We start from the raw sequence: 17,584 nt of genomic DNA on the forward strand, positions 1-17,584 counted from the left end.
CCGGCGCCGGTCGCCTCTGCGGCCAGGCCCGGCGGGCGAAGAGACGTGGCGCGGCCCGGCGGTCGAGAATCACCAGCGCAGCTTCACGGATGTTCTTCGGCCCAGCCCCGGCAGAGCGAACACGTCCTCGCGGCCCTGCGTGACTCCCGCCAGCGGGTCGGTGGCACCCAGGTCCTGCGGGTCGGTGACACCCAGGTCCTGCGGGTCGGTGGCACCCAGGTCCTGCGGGGGCGCGCCCTGCTCGCTGCGCAGGATGTCCCGCGAGGGATCCAGGATCTCGCGGATCACCTGCACCATCAGGTAGATCAGGGTGGCCATATGCGCCAGGATTCCCAGGTGGTAGGCCCAGTCGATCAGCTCGGTGCCGCCGGCGAACTCCCCTCCGGAGGTGATCTTGGCGCTCATCATCCAGACGGCGACCCAGTGGAAGACCTCCGCCGCCTGCCACACCAGATAGCCGCGCACGCGGGGGCGCGCCAGGACCAGCAGCGGAATCAGCCACATCACGAACTGCGGCGAGTAGACCTTGCCCAGCAGCAGGAAGCTCGCCACGATCAGAAAGCAGATCTGCGCCAGCCGGGGCCGCGTGGGTGCGGCCCAGGTCAAATAGGCGATGCCCAGGCAGCACACCAGGAACAGTCCGTTGGAGAGCAGCGAGAATCCGGCCCCGTCCAGCGGCAGCCAGCCGAAGAAGAGCCAGACCGAAGAGAAGCTGACATCGCGGTCGGAGGAGAACCGGTAGAAGGTCGCCCATTGGTCGAACTGCAGCAGCATGAAGGGAACGTTGACGGCCAGCCAGGCCACGACCGCGGCGGCGGTGGTGAGCACGAAGGAGCGCAGCCTTCCGCTGCGCACGCACAGCACCAGGATCGCGCCGAGGAAGAAGAGCGGATAGAGCTTCATCGCGGCGCCGAGGCCGATCAGCACCCCCGCCCAGACCGGATGCGAACGTCCCCACAGCAGCAGCGCGAGCCCGCCCAGGAAGACGGCCCACATGTCCCAGTTGATGGACAGGGAGAGGATGATCCCCGGTGCCAGCGCCACCAGCAGCGCATCCTGGCGGCGCCACCCGGCAGTGGAATAGGCGGTGGCGAGCACCACGCCGATCCAGCAGAGGATCACCGCCACATGGTTGAGGTCATAGAAGGCCAGGATCCGAGCCTCGCTGATGCCTTCTCCGGGAACCAGCTGCGCGAGCACCCCGGCCACCATGGTCAGCAGCACCGGGTACTCCATCACCTTCTCCGCCGGGACGTCATCGACGAAGGGGAAGAGCCCCTCGCCCAGCCCGCGCTGACTGAACAGCAGGGCGAAGTCGGAGTAGCACATGTGGATGTGCTGGTCCGGGTCGGTCCAGCCGTTGACGCGGCACCATTGGACCGCCAGCACGGAGAGTGCCGCGCCCAGCACCGTGGCCGCGAGCAGCAGCCAGAACAGTCGTGAGCCGGGGATCTTCACCTGGAGTCCTTGTCATAGATGTCCTCGGCCGCCCAGGAGCGGCGCGGCGGAGTCAATTCTCGCAGGCGCTTCCAGCCGAGCTCGGCATTCCAGCGTTGTGAGCGGCGCCTCATGTCGAAGAACTCGGTGGTGTTGGGATCCAGAAAGACCACGTAGATCAGGTACACCGAGACCACCGAGATGGCGATCCCATTGATGACCGCTGCATCGATCCATTGCGCCACCGAAAGCTGACCGACCATGGAGAGCAGGACCATCACGGTGATGATGGTCGTGACCAGCACCAGGGCGCGCCCGCGATACACGTGGACCACTGCGAAGAAGGGCAGCAGCCACAGCAGATACCAGGGCTGGATGATGGAGGAGGTCAGCACCACCACGGTCAGACCATAGGCGGCCCACAGCACCGGGTTGCCCACGCTGCGGCGCAGCAGCAAGGTCGCGACCACCACCCCGGCCACAACCCGCGCCAAGGTATAGACGGCTTGGGTCACCAGGGCGGCGTCCACTCCGGAGAGAACCTCGACCAATGCGCCGATACCGATGCCCAGCAGTCCCACCGGTGCCGCCTGCAGCACCGCGGCGCCCGCGCCAAGTGCCGCGGAGACCCAGCCCAGACCGATCCCCAGCGCGGCGCCCCCGGCCACCAGAAGGACGACGGCGACCGCTCCGCCGAGCGCCCATTCCCGCGCGCGCCGCCAGAGACTTGCGGTGTCTTTCAGCGGCAGCAGCAGGATGAAGGGCAGCACCACCAGCGCGATGGGCTTCACCGCGATCGCGGCGACCAGCAGCAGCACTCCGAGCAGCCGGCGTCGGCGCAGCGCGGCGAGCGTGCCGGCCAGCATCAGCCCGATCATGAGCGAATCATTATGCGCGGCGGCGACGAAGACCAGCAGCGTCATCGGGTTCAACAGGCACAGCCACAGCGCCCAGGAAGGCTCGGAACCGAAGGCGCGGGCCAGCCGCGGGATGCAGTAGAGCATCAGCGCCATACCGATCAGCGAGAGGCAGCGGAACAGCAGGATGGCGATCTCCGGCACTCCGCCGGAGACGAACCAGATGATCTGCGCGAGCACCAGGAACAACGGCCCGTAGGGAGATGGTGACTCCGCCCAGAGCCCGTCGGCGCCCTCCATGAACCAGCCGGGAAGCTCGGAGACGCCGTCCTCGTAGGGGTTCAGCCCCGCGTGCAGCACGCGGCCCTGCGCCAGGTAGGAGTAGACGTCGCGGGAGAAGATCGGCAGCGAGAACATCAGTGGAGCGGCCCACATGAACAGCGTCCTGTGCATCACCGGGGTGGCCCGCGGTGACCACGACCCCACCCGCTGGGAGAGCCGGAGCCAGGACCGCAGCAGCAGCAGCGCCCCCAGCACCAGCAGCACCGTGCAGACGACGACGCCGGCCGTCGTCGTGCGCAGGGGCAGCAGCAGCGGGTTCAGCGCCAGCAGCGACTGCGGGGTCATCGCCAACCACCCGACCCCCCAGGAGCCCACCATGATCATGAGCGCAGCGAGCAGGCCCTGCCGGGCGGTGTGTGAGGCGGCGGCCTCCTCGCCACCGATCAGCCAGGCTGTCGGAGGCCACTGGCCCAGGGCTGTGCGCACACGTTCGGCGTTGCGCGAGACGGGATTAGCGTGCACCGGAGGGGCGCTCCTCTCCGGTGGGGTCCGCGGGGTCTCTGGGGTCTGCACGGGCGCCGGACTCGACGGATGTGAGGGGCTCGCGCCGTCGTCGTCGGGGCCATTCCCAGCGCATCGGGGGCAGACCCCAGTCGTCCCAGACCACCCAGCGTGTCTGTCGGTCCACCAGGGCCAGCCAGACGATGGCGAACCAGGACACGGTGATGGACAGCGCCAGCATCTGTTGGTCCAGCTGCAGGAACTGGTAGATCGAGAGCTGATCCGAGGCGCCGAAGGCGAGGAAGAACACGATGGTGAACACGACCCACTTGAACTGCCAGTCCTTGCGGATCCCGGTGATCGCGAACAGCGGAAGCAGCCAGAGCAGGTACCAGGGCTGGATGATCGGTGAGAGCACCACCAGGGCGGTGAATGCCCAGACCATGCGCTGGACGATGAATCTGTCGCTGCCGCGGAACATCAGCCACAGCACCACGGCGACGGAGACGATCCGGCCGGCTGCCTTGAACACCTCCAGCGTCCATCCGCTGTCCAGACCGACCGAGCGCAGCAGCGTGCCCAGCCAGCCGTCGGCGATGCCGATCGGGGACCAGTAGACGCTGCCGGTGCCGGTTCCCGCCAGAACGGCGAGCCAGCCGAAGCCGTAGCCCTGCACCAGACCGATGGTGATCATAGCGGCGGCGGCCAGTCCGGCGGTGAAGAACCAGTAGCGGAACTTTCGCGCCCAGGACGCCCCCTGGCCGGCCCAGAGCAGCCCGATGAAGGGCAGCAGCACGATGGTGATCGGCTTGATGCCGATGGAGACCACCACGAGCAGCGTGGCGAGCACTCCCCTGCCCCGCGCCGCTGCGTAGATCCCTGCCAGCGCGAAACCGACCATGATGGCGTCGTTGTGCGCGCTGGAGATGAAGCTGATGATCAACAGCGGGTTGGCCAGCGTGATCCACTGTGCGCGGGCCGGGTCGATCCCGTGCAGGCGGGCGAGCTTCGGGACGAAGATCATCATCATGACCACCCCGCCCACGCAGGCGAGGCGGAACAGGAACAGCGCCAGGTCCGGGCTCTCAGCGGCGGTGCGCATGACCGCGGCCTCGATCCAGAGGAAGAGCGGACCATAGGGAGTCTCGGACTCCGCCCAGAGGATGTCGGTGCCCAGATGGAACCAGTTGTTCAGGCTCGAGACTCCCGTGGTGTAGGGATCCTGCCCTGCCAGCACGAGCCTTCCCTGGTTCAGGTAGGCGAAGACGTCTCGAGAGAAGATCGGGACGGTGATCAGCTGTGGAATGGACCAGAGCACCACCGCCCAGTTGACCATTCGCAGTGAGCGGGCCGGCCAATGCTGGCGCGGGTCAGGGTCCTCCAGCACCCGGCTCAGCCGCAGCCAGGCACGCAGCATGATCCAGCAGCCCAGCGTCAGCGCGATCGTGGAGGCGACGACGCCGGCTGGCTCGGTGCGCAGCACGATGAGCCAGGGGTGCCGGGACAGCGGGGATGAGCTGACGAGCCAGCCCACTCCCAGCGAGCCGAACAGCACCAGCAACGACCCGAGCACCCCCTCGATCAGGGGCGACCAGAGGTGCTTGGGGCTAGTGGAGGAGCGCAGGATGTGCAACCAGAGGTCGCGACGCCGGGCACCGGGTGGGCCGGGTGCATCCTCGGGTGTGGAGCTGGTGTTGGCGAGCCCAGTGAAGCCCTCGGCACCTCGGGGTGCGGGGCTGTTCTCGGCGGCTCCGGCCTCAGCGCTCATTGCCTTTGAATTTATCACCACCGTTCCCGGCCTCCCCCGCGCACTGACGCCCGTCGGTAGAGTAGTCAGCGTGAGTTCCCATATGACTGAGACCAATGACGCATCCGCCCCAGAGACGCCTGCGCGCCCGGGGGGCTCCTGGGCGGGGCGCATGGTCTGGATCGACTGCGAGATGACGGGGCTGAATCCCGACCATGACGTGCTCGTGGAGATCGCCGCCCTCGTCACCGACGCTGAGTTGAACATCCTCGGCGAGGGTGTTCAGGTGGTGATCGCTCCGGACCCTGCCGAGCGGCTGGAGACGATGGCGCCGATCGTGCAGAAGATGCATACGGCATCGGGCCTGCTCGAGGACCTCAAGGATGGCGTCTCGGTGCAGGTGGCCGAGCAGCGCGTGCTCGAGTACGTGAAGGCGTGGATCCCTGAGGCCGGGGTGGCGCCGCTTGCCGGGAACTCTGTGCACGCCGACAAGGCGTTCCTGAGGATCGGCATGCCAGAGCTCATGAAGCATCTGCACTACCGGATCGTCGACGTCTCCACCATCAAGGAACTCTCTTCCCGCTGGTACCCGGAGGCGAAGAAGACAGCGCCTGCCAAGACCGGAAACCACCGGGCACTGGGCGACATTCGGGATTCGATCGAGGAGCTGCGGCACTACCGGCGCACGGTGTTCAAGCAGGACTGATCCGCCGTTGGGCGGATTTCAGGAAAGCACGGGATTCTGTGTAGACTGATATGCGTTGCTTTTCGGCCGTTTCGGACTGATAGGCAGCAAGTCAGCGAGCCGGTGACGGCTCACATGGTGGGCGTAGCTCAGCTGGTAGAGCATCGCGTTGTGGTCGCGAGGGTCGCGGGTTCAAGCCCCGTCGCTCACCCCATGTTCTGTCTCAAGAGACAGCAAGCACCCCGAACCGTCTGGTTCGGGGTGCTTCTTTTGTGCCCCGTTCACTTCGCTGAGAAGAATGGGCGAGGCAACCGATTCCGCTCATATGGCGAGGCTTGCCCCCAGTCTCCGTACAGCGTGCGTCAAGACTGTGCTGAAGAACACTGAATAGCGTGAGACTGTGGCTCAGAGAAACCATCGACTTGATCGCGCGAAGGGTGCGCTGGTGTTTCTCGTCGTGCTCGGACACATGTTGGCGGCCGTCTCCCCCTGGGATTCGGATGTCCTGCGGGTGCCGCAGACAGCCATCTACTCCTTCCACATTCCCGCCTTCGTGTTCCTGGCAGGCATCACCGCCAAATCCGACAGGCTGCCCCAGCGCGTCGCGTTCTTCCTCGTTCTGCTGGCCACCGCCATGCCGCTCTATTACGGCTGGATGAGCCTCATCGGGCTCAATCCGGAGTTTGACTCCCTGGTGCCGTACTGGATCACCTGGTTCCTGCTCGCCATGGTGTGGTGGACCCTGAGCACGCCGCTGATCGAGCGATTCCCTCGCACCCTGCTGGCCGTCTCGGTGCTCGCAGCCCTCTTCGGGGGCATCATTCCGACCTATGACTACGAGCTCTCGCTCTCCCGGACACTGGTGTTCTGGCCGTTCTTCGTGGTCGGGAAGCTTTATGGTCAACAGATTCTGAGTTGGGCCGGCGGTCGGACTCCCCTTCAGAAAAGTGGGCTGGCCCTCGCAGCGGCAACACCGATGCTGCTGTTCTATCTCTACGACCCCAGCAAAATCTGGTTCTACGGCGTCAGAAACTTCGACTGGCACGATGTCGGCATCCCTGAAGGGGCAACCACTCGATTGATCGTGGGTCTCAGTGCCGCGCTGAGCACCGTCGCCTTCTGCACTTTCATGTCGAACAGGGACGGCTACCTGTGCAAGGTGGGCCGGAATTCTCTGGCGGTCTATCTTCTCCACGGCTTCGTGATCAGACTTCTCGATATACCCTTGGATGACAGCTTGGAGCATGCCCACTCCCTCGCGATGCTTGTGGCATGTGTGCTCCTGGCGATGATGACTACCTGGTTGTTCTCACTCCAACCGTTCAACGCTGGACTGCGCGCCTACGGCGAAGGTGTGGTCCGCGTGATATTTTGGCCTTTTTCAAGGCTGCGCTCCGTCAAGGCATCACAATGATCGGTAAATCTGACAGTTCGCAACCATGCCGGTCCACAAGACTCCAGGTGTAATGTCATGTCCAGTACGCAAACGCAGGTTGCACAGCGCCAGAACACTGCCCTTCGGTGGCCTTACACCCTTGCGGTGTGTGTCTCTCTCTTGGTGGGAACCATCGCCGTGGTGGCTTCGATATCTGTCGGAGTGCCGCTGAAGGACCCCGAGGGTTTCCTCGGTCCCGCTTGGATCCGCCTGCCGCTTCTGGCCCTGCTTCTCTTCGCCGTCGGGCTCTTGCCCGCCGCCGTGCGACGCTCCGGCTGGAAGAACCTCGGCGTAGGGGTCAAAGAAGTGCTGCAGCATGAGTGGAGCATGCGCCGCGTGCTGTACATCGCCACTGGGCTGGGAACCTTCTACGTGTGCTATGTGGGGTACCGGAACCTGAAGAACGTCCTGCCTGTGTACCGCGACGGGGTCCTCTTTGATCGAGAACTCCTGCAGCTGGACCGATGGATGTTCGGCGGCGTTGACCCCGCCCTCGTTCTTCACGACATCTTGGGCGTGGAGCTGACCGCCCAGGTGCTGTCGTTCATCTACATGGCCTACCTGCCACTGATACCGCTCACGCTCGGCATCTTTCTGGTGCTCAACCGCAACCTCGCGGTCGGTGCCTGGTACGCCACCACACTGAGTCTGAACTGGGTGATCGGCACGCTCAGCTACTACCTGCTTCCGGCCCTAGGTCCGATCTACGCCCGGCCAGACCTCTACGACACCCTCCCCGAGACGAGGGTTGCCGAACTTCAAGAGTCTCTGCTGAACAACCGCCTGCAGTTCCTCTCGAATCCTGAAGCGAGCGAGGCGATCCACGGGGTCGCGGCCTTCGCCTCGCTGCACACTTCGATCACGTTCGCCGCGGCCTACTTCATGCATCGCACTGGACAGCATCTGGGCGTGCGAATCTTCGCCTGGGCGTTCTTCGGACTGACGGTGCTCTCGACGCTGTACTTCGGATGGCACTACGTCATAGATGACATTGTGGGCATTGTCATCGGCTACCTCGCCGTGGCGCTGGCGGCAGCGGCCACGGGGCACGGGTTCTTCCACCGAAAGAGCATCATCGCCGCAGCACTGAATCGACGAGACCAGCGTCATGATCTCGCGACGAACGGCCCGCATGACTCTTCTCTCTGAGGCGCTCCCGAGAGACATTGATGAGTAGTCTTGCTCCTATGGACGCCATCACTGCTGACACGCTCGCCTACCTCGCTATCGGCGTTGTGGCGGTGGCCGCTGTGATCGCCGCGATCGTGCGCGGACACGTGCACGCCGATGTCTCCATCACCGGAGAGCACCGACCGGGACAGATCACACTCATCGCTGGTGAACGGATCGAGGTCCTCTCCGTGACCAACGAGGACGACGCCCTGGGCGAGACCCTGAAGCGGGAACCGCTCAGCCTCCCGTTCTTCCTGGAGCCCGCCGAGCCATTCACACTTGAGTACCGCGAGATCCACGGCGCCGCGCACCCTCAGAAGGTGCGCCTGCTGCTGCGCGGCGACAAGGTCAGAGAGGTCGAGCTGCCCCCGCTCGGAGCTCCCGAGAGCCCCGCCCGCCCCTAGGGTGAGGCGGCGCCGTCGTCGTCTTCCTTCTTCGACTGCTGAGACTCCAGCCCCGCGCCGAGCGCGACCCCAAGGCCCATGCCTATCGCGATGCCCAGTCCGACGTTGTCGAAGAACACCAGCCCGAACACCACCCCGAACGCCGGTCCGAGGGCGATCCCGAGCGCCAGATAATTCGTGGAGCTCTCTTCTTCATCCGCCATGACAGCAGTCTAAGCTCGATCCGGCACATGACGTCCGCGCCCACCCGCCCTGACAGGCAGGATATTCTTTACTCTGCAGCAGTCGCCATGAGACCTCAGCGGCAGCACCCGCCACGAGGGCGTCACCGAGACGGAGGCCATCCTTGCAGGACACCGCGACACCGGCGCTGATCGATGTGCCAGCACAGATGAACACCACCGACTTCCTAGAGCAGCAGCGCAGCGAAGACCCCGACAACGTCCTCTTCACCCGCAGGGATTCGACCGGAGCGTGGGTGGATGTCACCGCGGCACAGTTCCACGCCGAAGTGACGTCGCTGGCGAAGGGCTTGATCCGCCGCGGCACGCAGCCTGGCGACCGAGTGGGCATCATGTCGGCCACCCGCTTCGAGTGGAGTCTGCTGGACTTCGCCCTCTGGTACGCAGGTGCGGTCTCGGTACCGATCTACGAGACTTCATCCGCCGCGCAGATCGCCTGGATCGCCGAAGACGCCGAACTCAGCCTGGTGTTCGCCGAGACGCCCCGCCACGCGCAGACCATCCGGGAAGGACTTGATGCCTCCGCACTGAAGTCCCGGCCCTCGGTGCTGCAGATCGAGGGCGGAGACCTCGCCGCGCTCCGGGAATCCGGTCGCGAAGTCCCCACGCAGGAGGTGGAGTCTCGCCGCTCCTCCGCGACCACCAACGACCTCGCAACGGTCATCTACACCTCCGGAGTCACAGGACGGCCCAAGGGCTGCGAGCTGACCCACGGAAACTTCGTTGAACACAGCCTGCAGACCATCGCCGCGCTGGAAGGGGTCGTGGGCAAGCATTCCTCCACCGTCCTGTTCCTGCCCATGGCCCACGTCTTCGCCCGTTTCGTCTCAGTGATCTTCATCGCCGCCGGCGGGCGGGTCGCGCACACGCCCGACATCAAACAGCTCATCGACGACCTCGGCGACATCCAGCCGACATTCCTGCTCGGCGTGCCCCGGGTCTTCGAGAAGATCTACAACTCCGCGGCGCTGAAGGCCGACGGCGACGGCAGAAAGCGGATATTCGACGCGGCCGTGGACACGGCAGTGCGCTGGTCCCAGACCAGCGCCGAGGGCAAGACTCCGTGGACTTTGCGCCTGAAGCACCGACTGTTCAGCCGACTGGTCTACTCCAAGCTTCGTGCCCGCATGGGTGGGCACGTCACCCATGCCTTCTCCGGCGGTTCTCCGCTGGGTGATCGCCTCGCGCACTTCTTCAACGGTGTCGGGATCCAGATCATCGAGGGGTATGGGCTCACCGAGACCACCGCGCCTGTCTCAGGAAATCTGCCGGCGCACTACCGGATCGGGACGATCGGTCGCCCCCTTCCCGGCAACGCGGTGCGCATTGCTGAGGACGGCGAGGTCCTGGTGCGGGGCAGCTCGCTCTTCCGCGGCTACCGCAACCGTCCGGATCTCAACGCAGAGTCCTTCAGCGCCGACGGTTGGTTCTACACCGGAGATCTAGGGCGGCTCGATGATCTGGGCCGACTGATCATCACCGGACGCAAGAAGGAGATCATCGTCACCGCGGGGGGCAAGAACGTCTCCCCCGCCCAGCTCGAAGACGCCATACGAGCTGATCTTCTGGTCTCCCAGGCGGTCGTGGTCGGGGACGGCAAGCCGTTCATCAGTGCCATGATCACCTTGGACAGTGATGTGGCGCCGAGCTGGCTGCGCGGGAAGGGACTGGATCCGGAGACGCCCATGAAGGAGCTCACCGAACATCCGCAGGTCCTGGCTCATCTGCAGCAGGTGATCGACTCAGCCAACGCCTCGGTCTCCCAGGCCGAGTCCATTCGCAGCTTCACGGTGCTGGAGGACGACTTCACCATCGATTCCGGCCACCTCACGCCCTCGCTGAAGATCAAGCGAGCCGAGGTCATGCGTGACTTCCAGCGCGTGGTGGAGAACCTCTACGAGAAGGCCGCCGGCCGCGCCAGGCGCCGCTGATCCCAGGGATCTCCGTGCTCTGGGACTCCCGCAGTCCCTCCGCTCACCCCCACTTGACTCAGCTCGGGAACCGGTCCGCGTTCAGTCCACCGCACCGAGATGGATCGAGAACCCGTCGGGATCCAGGATCTGCGCAACTCGCTCGCCCCAGGGCATCTCGGCGGGTTCGCGCACTGCGATTCCGCCGGCATCGAGAGCGCGGCGGTAGACGAGATCGAGATCGTCAACATAGAACCAAAGCGTCATCCTGGAGGTCACGCGGGTCGGCCCGCTCTCTCGGCCGATGCCCAGGGAAGCCTCCCCGATGCTGAGCGTGACATAGACATCGCGTCCCTCATCGTCAGGGAACCGGTACGTCGGCTCCGCATCGAAGGCAGCTCGATAGAACCCGACGAGCCGTTCGAGATCGTCAGTGGTCAGGATGGCGAACGCGCTGCGCACCGACATGACGCGAGTGTAGGCACCGCAGCCGTGCTGGCTCCAGTGCCTACGCCTGGTTAAGCGCCGAGGCTAGCGCCGGGGCTCCCAGCGGAAGAAGCGCTTGGCCAGGAGCACTCCGATGACGATCCAGGCCAGGGTGGGTGGCAGCAGCAGCAGGTTATCGGCCAGCTCCACGCCGCCGTTCCAGGCGTTGATGGTCAGCTCGGTCGCGGCCCCACCGGGCAGGGCGCGCTTGAGCATGCCGAGCTCCTCGGTGCCGGTGAACCCGATCCAGAACGCCACGGCGGATGTTCCCATGGTCACCGGCAGCGTGGTCACCTGCGCGTGCTCGGGGGAGGTGGTGATCCCAGCGGTGGCCAGCGCCAGGCCGAGCATCATCAGTACCAGGGACAGTCCGGAGACGATCAGCAGCGGAATCGCCGCAGGAGCCTCGGTGAGCACTGCGAGTACGGTGAGCACGGCGGTGACCTGGATGATCCCGATCAGGGCAGGTGGCCCGAGAATCCCCGCCAGTGCGGCGACGTCGCTGACCGCCGTGGAGCGCAGCCGCTTCAGGAAGAGCGTCTGCCGACGGGCGGCCAGGGTGGTCACCGCGGTGGAGTACAGGCCCATGCTGATCAGGATCATCATGAAGGCACCGGCGAGGAATCCCATGCCGGTGGGGACCTGGCTGAAGGTCTCCCTCTGAGCGATGAACAGCAGGCTCAGGCCCACGGGGATGACGGTGGCGCTGAAGAAGACCATCCGATTGCGAACGATCTGTTGAAGCTCGCTACGAGCAATGGTGAGCATGATGTGGTCCTAACGCTGTGGTGAGGTGCGGGGGGTCAGTTGCGGGTGATCGAGCGGAAGACGTCGTCGAGCCGGGTGGGCCCCGCATCAAGGTCACGCAGCTCGGTGCGGTTGGCCTCGGCCCAGGACAGCAGCGTGTAGAGGTCCTGCTGCAGCCCATGGGTCTCGATCAGGAGCTTGCCGCCGCTTGTGGAGCTCTCCAGCGGCAGGACCGGGGCATCCTCACTGAGGGTGAAGCTGATGTGCCCGGGCAGAGTCTGGGTCAGCTCGGTGACGGTGCCCTGCATCCGGAAGGTGCCCTCGTGCATCAGACCGATACGGTCGGCGCGCTGCTGGGCCTCCTCCAGGTAGTGGGTGGTCAGCACGATCGTCGCGCCGTCTTCCCGGAGCCGGTCCACCACCTCCCAGAGATCATCGCGGGAGGCGACATCGAGTCCGGTGGTGGGCTCGTCGAGGAAGATCAGCTCCGGTGACCCATAGATCGCGGTCGCGAAGTCCAGCCGGCGCTTCTCACCGCCGGAGAGTGCCGAGACGCGGGTCTCGGACTTGGTGGTGAGCCCGACGACGTCGAGCACTCTGCTCGGCTGATCCTCGCGACCGGTGAGCCCGCCGATCAGCGTCAGAGTCTCCATGGCGCTCAGGTCTGCGGAAAAGCCGCTCTCCTGGAGCATGATGCCCATCCGTGGGCGAACCGCCTTCCGGTTGCGGGGGTCCTCCCCCAGGATCGACACCTTGCCGGAAGTGGACGCGCGGTGGCCTTCGATGACCTCCAGGGTGGACGTCTTGCCTGCGCCGTTGGTGCCGAGCAGGGCGTAGAGCTCTCCCCGTCTCACGTTGAACGTGAGATCTTTGACTGCGTGGAAGTCGTCGTAGCTGACATTGAGACGTTCGACGTCAATGACTGTTTCTGAGTTCATGCCTCCATTTCACGCCAAGGGGGTCTGGCGCGGCAGTCACAGGGTGTCAGCAGCGCGCATGACGTTTTGTCACTTCTGCCGCGGAGATGGAGCCGAGAAGATGGGGACCATGAACAGATTCGCGCTCCGGGGCGCCCGTTGATGTCCTCGACCTCGATTGCGGCCCAGCGGCGCATGCACCGCGCCACAGTTCTGACCACGGTGGTCGCCATCGCCCCGGTGGCGCTGGCGATTGTGGCCATGACCTCGCAGACATGGCGCGAGGGCCTCGGCTTCAGCGCCGGCATCCTGCTGACCTTCCTGGTGCTGCTGGAGTTCGAGCCGGCGGCTCATCCACGCTCCACCGCGCTCGCACTGGGGTTCTCCTTCGTGGTGTGGGCCATCTGTGCGGTGCTCGCACTGAACCCGGTGGCGTTCTTCGGCGCCGCGATGCTCAGCGGGGTGCTGATGCCCCAGCTGCTGCGGCGGCCGCTGCCCTGGATCATCGGCCTGGGTCTGCTGATCGCCGCCCTCGGTGGGCTCTACTTCCTCAACGAGCCCGTCACCTGGGTCAATGTCGTGCGCTATGTGCTGATTCCTGGCGGGCTGAGCGTCTTCGTCGCCGCCGTGATTCTCATGATGCAGAGCTACTGGCGGATTCTGCGGGACCTGGAGCGCGCGCAGGAAGCAGAGGCTGAGCTGGGCATCATGCGCGAACGCATGCGCTTCGCCAGCGACCTCCACGACATCCAGGGCCATACGCTGCACGTGGTCAACCTCAAGATCGCACTCGCTGAGGAACTGGTGACGCGGGACCCCGAACGAGCGATGACAGAACTGCGTGAGGTCTACGCCCAGGTGGAGGAGACCATTCGAGAGACAAAGAACCTTGCCTACGCCCGGCGCACGCTCAATCTGCGCGCGGAGCTGGAGAACGCACGGAATCTCTTCGAGGCCGCGGGAGTGGCGGTGCGGATCACCCGACACGGCGAGGCCGCGGACGGTCACAGCGAACTGCTGGGACAGGTCCTGCGGGAGACGACCACGAACATACTGCGCCACGCCGACTCGAGCCATGTGATGATCACGATCTCCAACACCGGGATCGAGATCATCAACGACGGCGCCGACCCGGGACCGCTGCCGGCCCTGAACGGACTGGAGACACTGCGCGCTCGCGTGGCCAATGATGGCGGGGCGCTCGCCGTCTCGCAGTCTGAGGGAGAATTCCGCACCGCGGTGCACTTTCCACAAGTGACCACCGCACCCGAGGAACCGAGCCTGTCATGATCAATGTCGTGCTCGTCGATGACGAAGCCCTGCTGCGCTCAGCACTGTCCTCGCTGCTGCCGCTCAAGGCTGACATCACGATCGTGGGCGAGGCCGCCGACGGGACCGCCGCGGTCGACGTCGTCATGGCGCACCATCCCGACGTACTGGTCATCGACCTCGAGATGCCGGGCACCGACGGTCTCTCGGCCGTGGAGATGATCCTTCGGCAGCGGCCCGAGCAGGTGGTGCTCATGCTCACCCGTCACGCCCGGCCAGGAGTACTGCGCCGCGCGCTCAAACTCGGCGTTCGCGGTTTCGTCAGCAAATCTGCCCATCCGAGCCTGATCGCTGAAGTGATCGAGACCCTGCACGCGGGCAGACGCTGGATCGATCCGGACATCTCCGCGCTGGCGGTGGTCGATGATTCACCGCTGACCGACCGGGAGCTCGATGTGTTGCGCGAGACGCTGGAGGGCTACTCCGTCGGTGAGATCTCCGCTCGCCTGTACCTGGCCGAAGGAACCGTGCGGAACTACCTCTCGAACGCCATGCACAAGACCCAGACTCGTAATCGCCGCGAGGCAGCGCGGTACGCGCGCTCCAGAGAATGGCTCTGATATGGAGATATTCGTGTTCGGGACCAACGGAGGCGTGGGCCGCCTCCCCGCCGAGGAGATGCTCCACAACCCAGCGCTCGCGCCGCAGGTCCTGGAGCTCAACCGAGGAACCACTTCGATCGCCGAGGCAGTTCGGGCTAGTCGGAGGTGAGGCTGATGAGCCGGCGCACCGTGTTGAGGTTTCGCGCTGTCCCGGGCACCCCCAGCGCCCTGCCGATTGCGGCGTCCTTCATCTGGGCCCTGCCTGCACCTTCGGCGTAGCGGATGTGCATCTCCCGGCCGATGACCCTCCATTCGTCTGCGCCGGTTGCGAAGCTCTGCGCCTTCGCCACCGCCTCGGCGGTCGGCTCTCCGGCCAAGAACGTGATGTAGGAGAACCGGGGGTCGAGTTCCTCGAAGGGATGGGCCGCCAACGCAGCGGTGACCTCCTGGACCGAGCGGCTGATCACCTCGCGGAAGAATCCGAGCTGCTGCTGCACGGCGTTCTCCAGCGCACGGTCAAAGACCTCGGGGTCACCGACCGGGGTACACACCATGTTGCCGGAGGCGATATACGTCTCCACTCCTGTCGCGCCCAGTGATTCGGCCAGCGACCGCCACTGCGCCATCGGCAGCTTCGCGGTGCCCCCGACGTTCACGGCGCGGACCAGAATGATGCGCGCCGTCGCGCGGCTCACCGGATGAACTCCGGCTGGTCCGCCAAGCGATCGTCCTTGAGATAGGGCACGACCATCACCGGACCTGTCGCCTTGTGAAGTACTCCGCGCGACACGGAACCGAGCATCGTGCCCGCGATCTCGCCTCGGCCACGCGTGCCGAGGACCGTCAGCTGCGCGTGATCAGTCTCTCTCACCAACAGGGCCGTGGGATCCCCTGGCCTGACCAGAGCCGTGACCTCCAGGGAAGGGTAGTGCCTCTTCAACCACTCCACCTCTGCCTCCAGCGACTTCTCCAGCTGAGTCTTCCGGCGATCGGTGACCGCCTCCTCGGGGGCGTTCAGCTCCGGATACCATTGAAGCCATCCCTCCAGGGAGGGAAGGGCGAGCAGCAGGTGCAGCTGGACCCCGCGGTTCTGCGCGGCCTGTGCCGCCTGGAGCGTCGCCACTCGGCTCTGGGCCGATCCGTCGATCCCTACGACGACCGGACGCTGGTCCGCGCTCGGCTCGAACCGCGCCTCGCCCTCGGCCTCCCCCACCGGATACTGTCGAGGCACCACCACGGTGGGACAGTCAGCGTGGGCTGGCAGGGCCGAAGACACGGATCCCAGGACCCGTCCGAGGAAACCACCGCGACCGCGCGCGCCCACGACTGCCAGTTCGGCGATGCTCGAGAGATCCACCAGCACCCCGGCCGCATCTCCGCGTTCGGCCCGGTAGATGACCTTTCCGGGGTAGTCCTGGAGGTAGCTGCGAGCCTCTTCGAGCACCTTCCTGGCAGCGGCGAGATGGGCCTCGGCCTCGGACTGCTCGGGGACGGCTGCCAGGGTCGTGTACAGCGGTGTCGGGACGGTGAAGGCAGTGATCACGGTCAGCACGCGTCCGCTTCGCCGAGAGGCGCGGGCCGCATAGTGCAGTGCCAGGAACGCCTGTTTGGAGCCGTCGAAACCGACGATGACACCGAGCTCCCGCCGGGCGGGCTCGAAGGGGATCGGCCTGGTGGTGTGGTGGCTGTCGTGGCTCATGAGGACGCTCCCGCGGGGGCCTCGTGGCAGCCGACGGGGGTGGCGCCCCCGCAATGAGGGCCATCCCCGTCAGCTACCACTTTACCCATTGCGCTCGCGCGCGCTACGTCCTCGGCAGCGCCGTTTCTGGCACGACGCCTTACGGCACCACGACGGCGCGTCCGCGCAGTTCACCGTCGTGCAGCTTGCGGTACGCCTCCGGCGCCTGTTCCATGTTGAACTGCTTGGTCTCCACCTCGAGGTGGCCGGTCCGGGCGAGTTCGACGACCTCCATCAGCTCCGGGCGTGCACCCCAATACGGGGCGCGGATCCGCGAACCGTAGGGCTGCCCTAGCAGGCCGACGCTGGTCTCCACCGCTCCTGCTCCGACGAGCACCAGGTCGGTGCGTGGGCCGCTGAGCGACCGGGCGATCTTCATGACCGGTTCATTGGTGACGAAGTCGAAGATCGCGGTGACCGGACCCGGGCCCACTGCCTCGGCGATGTTCGCCGCGGCGCCGTCGTCGGAGAGGAAGGCGTGGTGGGCCCCCACTTCGCGGGCGAACTCGAGCTTGTCCTGGCTGATGTCCAGCGCCACCAAGGTGGCTGAGGTGAGGCTGCGCAGCAGCTGCACAGCGATGTGCCCGAGGCCGCCGACACCGATGACCACGGCCACGCTTCCCGGCACCAGCAGGTCCAGAGAGCCCTTGATCGCGTGGTAGGGCGTGAGTCCGGCGTCGGTCAGGGCCACGCTCTTGACCGGGTCCAGGTCCTTGATCGGGATCAGCAGGCGCGGGTCGCTCACGATCAGGTACTCCGCCATGGCTCCGTCGCGGCCGAGACCGGGAGGGGTGATCCCCATTCCGGCTGCATGGGGGCAATAGTTCTCGAAGCCCTGGGCGCAGGAGTGACAGCGGCCGCAGCCCAGCGGACCGTAGACGGCGACGGCGTCACCGAGCTCCACCCCGGTGGTCCCCTCCCCCAGCGCATCGACGACGCCGACCCCCTCATGGCCCAGCGTCATGGGCAACGGGTAACCGAAGTTCGCGTACTGCTCCTCGCTCAGCCCCATGACGAAGCTGTCGGAATGGCAGGCGCCGGCGGCGGTGATCCGCAGCCTGACCTCACCAGGCCCGGGCTCTGGTGTGGGGACTTCACGGACTTCGGGCGGCTGGCCGATGGCGACGTACTGGAGTGCTTTCATCGTGGTCC

General features: G+C 65.7%; 17 protein-coding genes and 1 tRNA gene. 8 read left to right on the forward strand and 10 right to left on the reverse strand.

The genetic code is table 11. The features are described 5' to 3' along the window. Positions 1 to 69 precede the first annotated feature (69 nt). The 3 genes from IY716_RS01720 to mptB (IY716_RS01730) are packed head-to-tail and all read right to left on the reverse strand — an operon-like array spanning position 70 to position 4,845. Positions 70 to 1,458, reverse strand: a complete 1,389-nt coding sequence (locus IY716_RS01720) for a glycosyltransferase 87 family protein (protein ID WP_218219921.1) — start codon at positions 1,456 to 1,458, stop codon at positions 70 to 72. Next, entirely contained in the window at positions 1,455 to 3,098 is a 1,644-nt protein-coding gene (gene mptB / locus IY716_RS01725) for a polyprenol phosphomannose-dependent alpha 1,6 mannosyltransferase MptB (RefSeq protein WP_218219922.1), read from the reverse strand. The genes IY716_RS01720 and mptB (IY716_RS01725) overlap by 4 nt, the downstream gene beginning before the upstream one ends. Next, positions 3,088 to 4,845: a polyprenol phosphomannose-dependent alpha 1,6 mannosyltransferase MptB gene (gene mptB / locus IY716_RS01730; protein WP_218219923.1), complete on the reverse strand. Its 1,758-nt coding sequence runs from the start codon at positions 4,843 to 4,845 to the stop codon at positions 3,088 to 3,090. The genes mptB (IY716_RS01725) and mptB (IY716_RS01730) overlap by 11 nt, the downstream gene beginning before the upstream one ends. A gap of 82 nt (positions 4,846 to 4,927) precedes the next feature. On the opposite strand from mptB (IY716_RS01730), the gene orn reads away from it, so the two are divergent. From orn to IY716_RS01755, 5 genes are all read left to right on the forward strand, one after another. Next, positions 4,928 to 5,530 (forward strand): oligoribonuclease, encoded by a 603-nt coding sequence (orn, locus tag IY716_RS01735; RefSeq protein ID WP_255316392.1) that lies wholly within the window; start codon positions 4,928 to 4,930, stop codon positions 5,528 to 5,530. A 117-nt stretch (positions 5,531 to 5,647) separates the two neighbouring features. Continuing rightward, positions 5,648 to 5,723, forward strand: a tRNA-His gene (locus IY716_RS01740). Between the two features lie 186 nt (positions 5,724 to 5,909). Continuing rightward, positions 5,910 to 6,923 (forward strand): acyltransferase family protein, encoded by a 1,014-nt coding sequence (locus IY716_RS01745; protein WP_218219924.1) that lies wholly within the window; start codon positions 5,910 to 5,912, stop codon positions 6,921 to 6,923. Between the two features lie 162 nt (positions 6,924 to 7,085). Further along, positions 7,086 to 8,093 (forward strand): phosphatase PAP2 family protein, encoded by a 1,008-nt coding sequence (locus tag IY716_RS01750; protein ID WP_369699552.1) that lies wholly within the window; start codon positions 7,086 to 7,088, stop codon positions 8,091 to 8,093. A 38-nt stretch (positions 8,094 to 8,131) separates the two neighbouring features. Beyond that, positions 8,132 to 8,521 (forward strand): hypothetical protein, encoded by a 390-nt coding sequence (locus IY716_RS01755; RefSeq protein ID WP_218219926.1) that lies wholly within the window; start codon positions 8,132 to 8,134, stop codon positions 8,519 to 8,521. Here IY716_RS01755 and IY716_RS01760 read toward each other — a convergent pair. Continuing rightward, positions 8,518 to 8,724 (reverse strand): hypothetical protein, encoded by a 207-nt coding sequence (locus IY716_RS01760; RefSeq protein WP_218219927.1) that lies wholly within the window; start codon positions 8,722 to 8,724, stop codon positions 8,518 to 8,520. The genes IY716_RS01755 and IY716_RS01760 overlap by 4 nt on opposite strands. 143 nt (positions 8,725 to 8,867) lie before the next feature. Between IY716_RS01760 and IY716_RS01765 the strand changes: the two genes are divergently transcribed. Next, positions 8,868 to 10,694, forward strand: a complete 1,827-nt coding sequence (locus tag IY716_RS01765; RefSeq protein WP_218219928.1) for a long-chain fatty acid--CoA ligase — start codon at positions 8,868 to 8,870, stop codon at positions 10,692 to 10,694. Positions 10,695 to 10,775: 81 nt separating this feature from the next. Here IY716_RS01765 and IY716_RS01770 read toward each other — a convergent pair whose 3' ends face one another. The 3 genes from IY716_RS01770 to IY716_RS01780 form a co-directional block, all read right to left on the reverse strand. Beyond that, positions 10,776 to 11,141, reverse strand: coding sequence for a glyoxalase/bleomycin resistance/extradiol dioxygenase family protein (locus IY716_RS01770; protein WP_218219929.1), 366 nt, complete (start codon positions 11,139 to 11,141; stop codon positions 10,776 to 10,778). Positions 11,142 to 11,204: 63 nt separating this feature from the next. Beyond that, positions 11,205 to 11,927: an ABC transporter permease gene (locus IY716_RS01775; RefSeq protein ID WP_218219930.1), complete on the reverse strand. Its 723-nt coding sequence runs from the start codon at positions 11,925 to 11,927 to the stop codon at positions 11,205 to 11,207. Positions 11,928 to 11,962: 35 nt separating this feature from the next. Beyond that, on the reverse strand, positions 11,963 to 12,844 hold the full coding sequence (locus IY716_RS01780; protein WP_218219931.1) for an ABC transporter ATP-binding protein: 882 nt from the start codon (positions 12,842 to 12,844) through the stop codon (positions 11,963 to 11,965). Between the two features lie 141 nt (positions 12,845 to 12,985). Here IY716_RS01780 and IY716_RS01785 point away from each other — a divergent pair, with 141 nt between their 5' ends. Then, positions 12,986 to 14,113, forward strand: coding sequence for a sensor histidine kinase (locus tag IY716_RS01785; RefSeq protein WP_218219932.1), 1,128 nt, complete (start codon positions 12,986 to 12,988; stop codon positions 14,111 to 14,113). Further along, positions 14,110 to 14,712, forward strand: a complete 603-nt coding sequence (locus IY716_RS01790) for a response regulator transcription factor (RefSeq protein WP_218219933.1) — start codon at positions 14,110 to 14,112, stop codon at positions 14,710 to 14,712. The genes IY716_RS01785 and IY716_RS01790 overlap by 4 nt, the downstream gene beginning before the upstream one ends. Positions 14,713 to 14,849: 137 nt before the next feature. On the opposite strand, the gene IY716_RS01795 is transcribed toward IY716_RS01790, so the two are convergent. From IY716_RS01795 to IY716_RS01805, 3 genes are all read right to left on the reverse strand, one after another. Further along, positions 14,850 to 15,389, reverse strand: a complete 540-nt coding sequence (locus tag IY716_RS01795) for a DUF1697 domain-containing protein (protein WP_218219934.1) — start codon at positions 15,387 to 15,389, stop codon at positions 14,850 to 14,852. Beyond that, entirely contained in the window at positions 15,386 to 16,393 is a 1,008-nt protein-coding gene (locus tag IY716_RS01800) for a universal stress protein (RefSeq protein WP_218219935.1), read from the reverse strand. The genes IY716_RS01795 and IY716_RS01800 overlap by 4 nt, the downstream gene beginning before the upstream one ends. Before the next feature lie 139 nt (positions 16,394 to 16,532). Beyond that, entirely contained in the window at positions 16,533 to 17,576 is a 1,044-nt protein-coding gene (locus tag IY716_RS01805; protein WP_218219936.1) for an NAD(P)-dependent alcohol dehydrogenase, read from the reverse strand. Positions 17,577 to 17,584 lie beyond the last annotated feature (8 nt).

The organism is Nesterenkonia sp. Act20 (assembly GCF_019173455.1).
In the GTDB taxonomy this organism is placed as follows: domain Bacteria; phylum Actinomycetota; class Actinomycetes; order Actinomycetales; family Micrococcaceae; genus Nesterenkonia.

Excerpts from the sequence above, each read along its gene's own strand:
- mptB (WP_218219923.1), bottom strand. The coding sequence starts at position 4,845 with ATGAGCGCTGAGGCCGGAGCCGCCGAGAACAGCCCCGCACCCCGAGGT.
- orn (WP_255316392.1), top strand. The coding sequence starts at position 4,928 with ATGACTGAGACCAATGACGCATCCGCCCCAGAGACGCCTGCGCGCCCG.
- IY716_RS01755 (WP_218219926.1), top strand. The coding sequence starts at position 8,132 with ATGGACGCCATCACTGCTGACACGCTCGCCTACCTCGCTATCGGCGTT.
- IY716_RS01760 (WP_218219927.1), bottom strand. The coding sequence starts at position 8,724 with ATGGCGGATGAAGAAGAGAGCTCCACGAATTATCTGGCGCTCGGGATC.
- IY716_RS01770 (WP_218219929.1), bottom strand. The coding sequence starts at position 11,141 with ATGTCGGTGCGCAGCGCGTTCGCCATCCTGACCACTGACGATCTCGAA.
- IY716_RS01775 (WP_218219930.1), bottom strand. The coding sequence starts at position 11,927 with ATGCTCACCATTGCTCGTAGCGAGCTTCAACAGATCGTTCGCAATCGG.
- IY716_RS01780 (WP_218219931.1), bottom strand. The coding sequence starts at position 12,844 with ATGAACTCAGAAACAGTCATTGACGTCGAACGTCTCAATGTCAGCTAC.
- IY716_RS01785 (WP_218219932.1), top strand. The coding sequence starts at position 12,986 with ATGTCCTCGACCTCGATTGCGGCCCAGCGGCGCATGCACCGCGCCACA.
- IY716_RS01790 (WP_218219933.1), top strand. The coding sequence starts at position 14,110 with ATGATCAATGTCGTGCTCGTCGATGACGAAGCCCTGCTGCGCTCAGCA.
- IY716_RS01800 (WP_218219935.1), bottom strand. The coding sequence starts at position 16,393 with ATGAGCCACGACAGCCACCACACCACCAGGCCGATCCCCTTCGAGCCC.
- IY716_RS01805 (WP_218219936.1), bottom strand. The coding sequence starts at position 17,576 with ATGAAAGCACTCCAGTACGTCGCCATCGGCCAGCCGCCCGAAGTCCGT.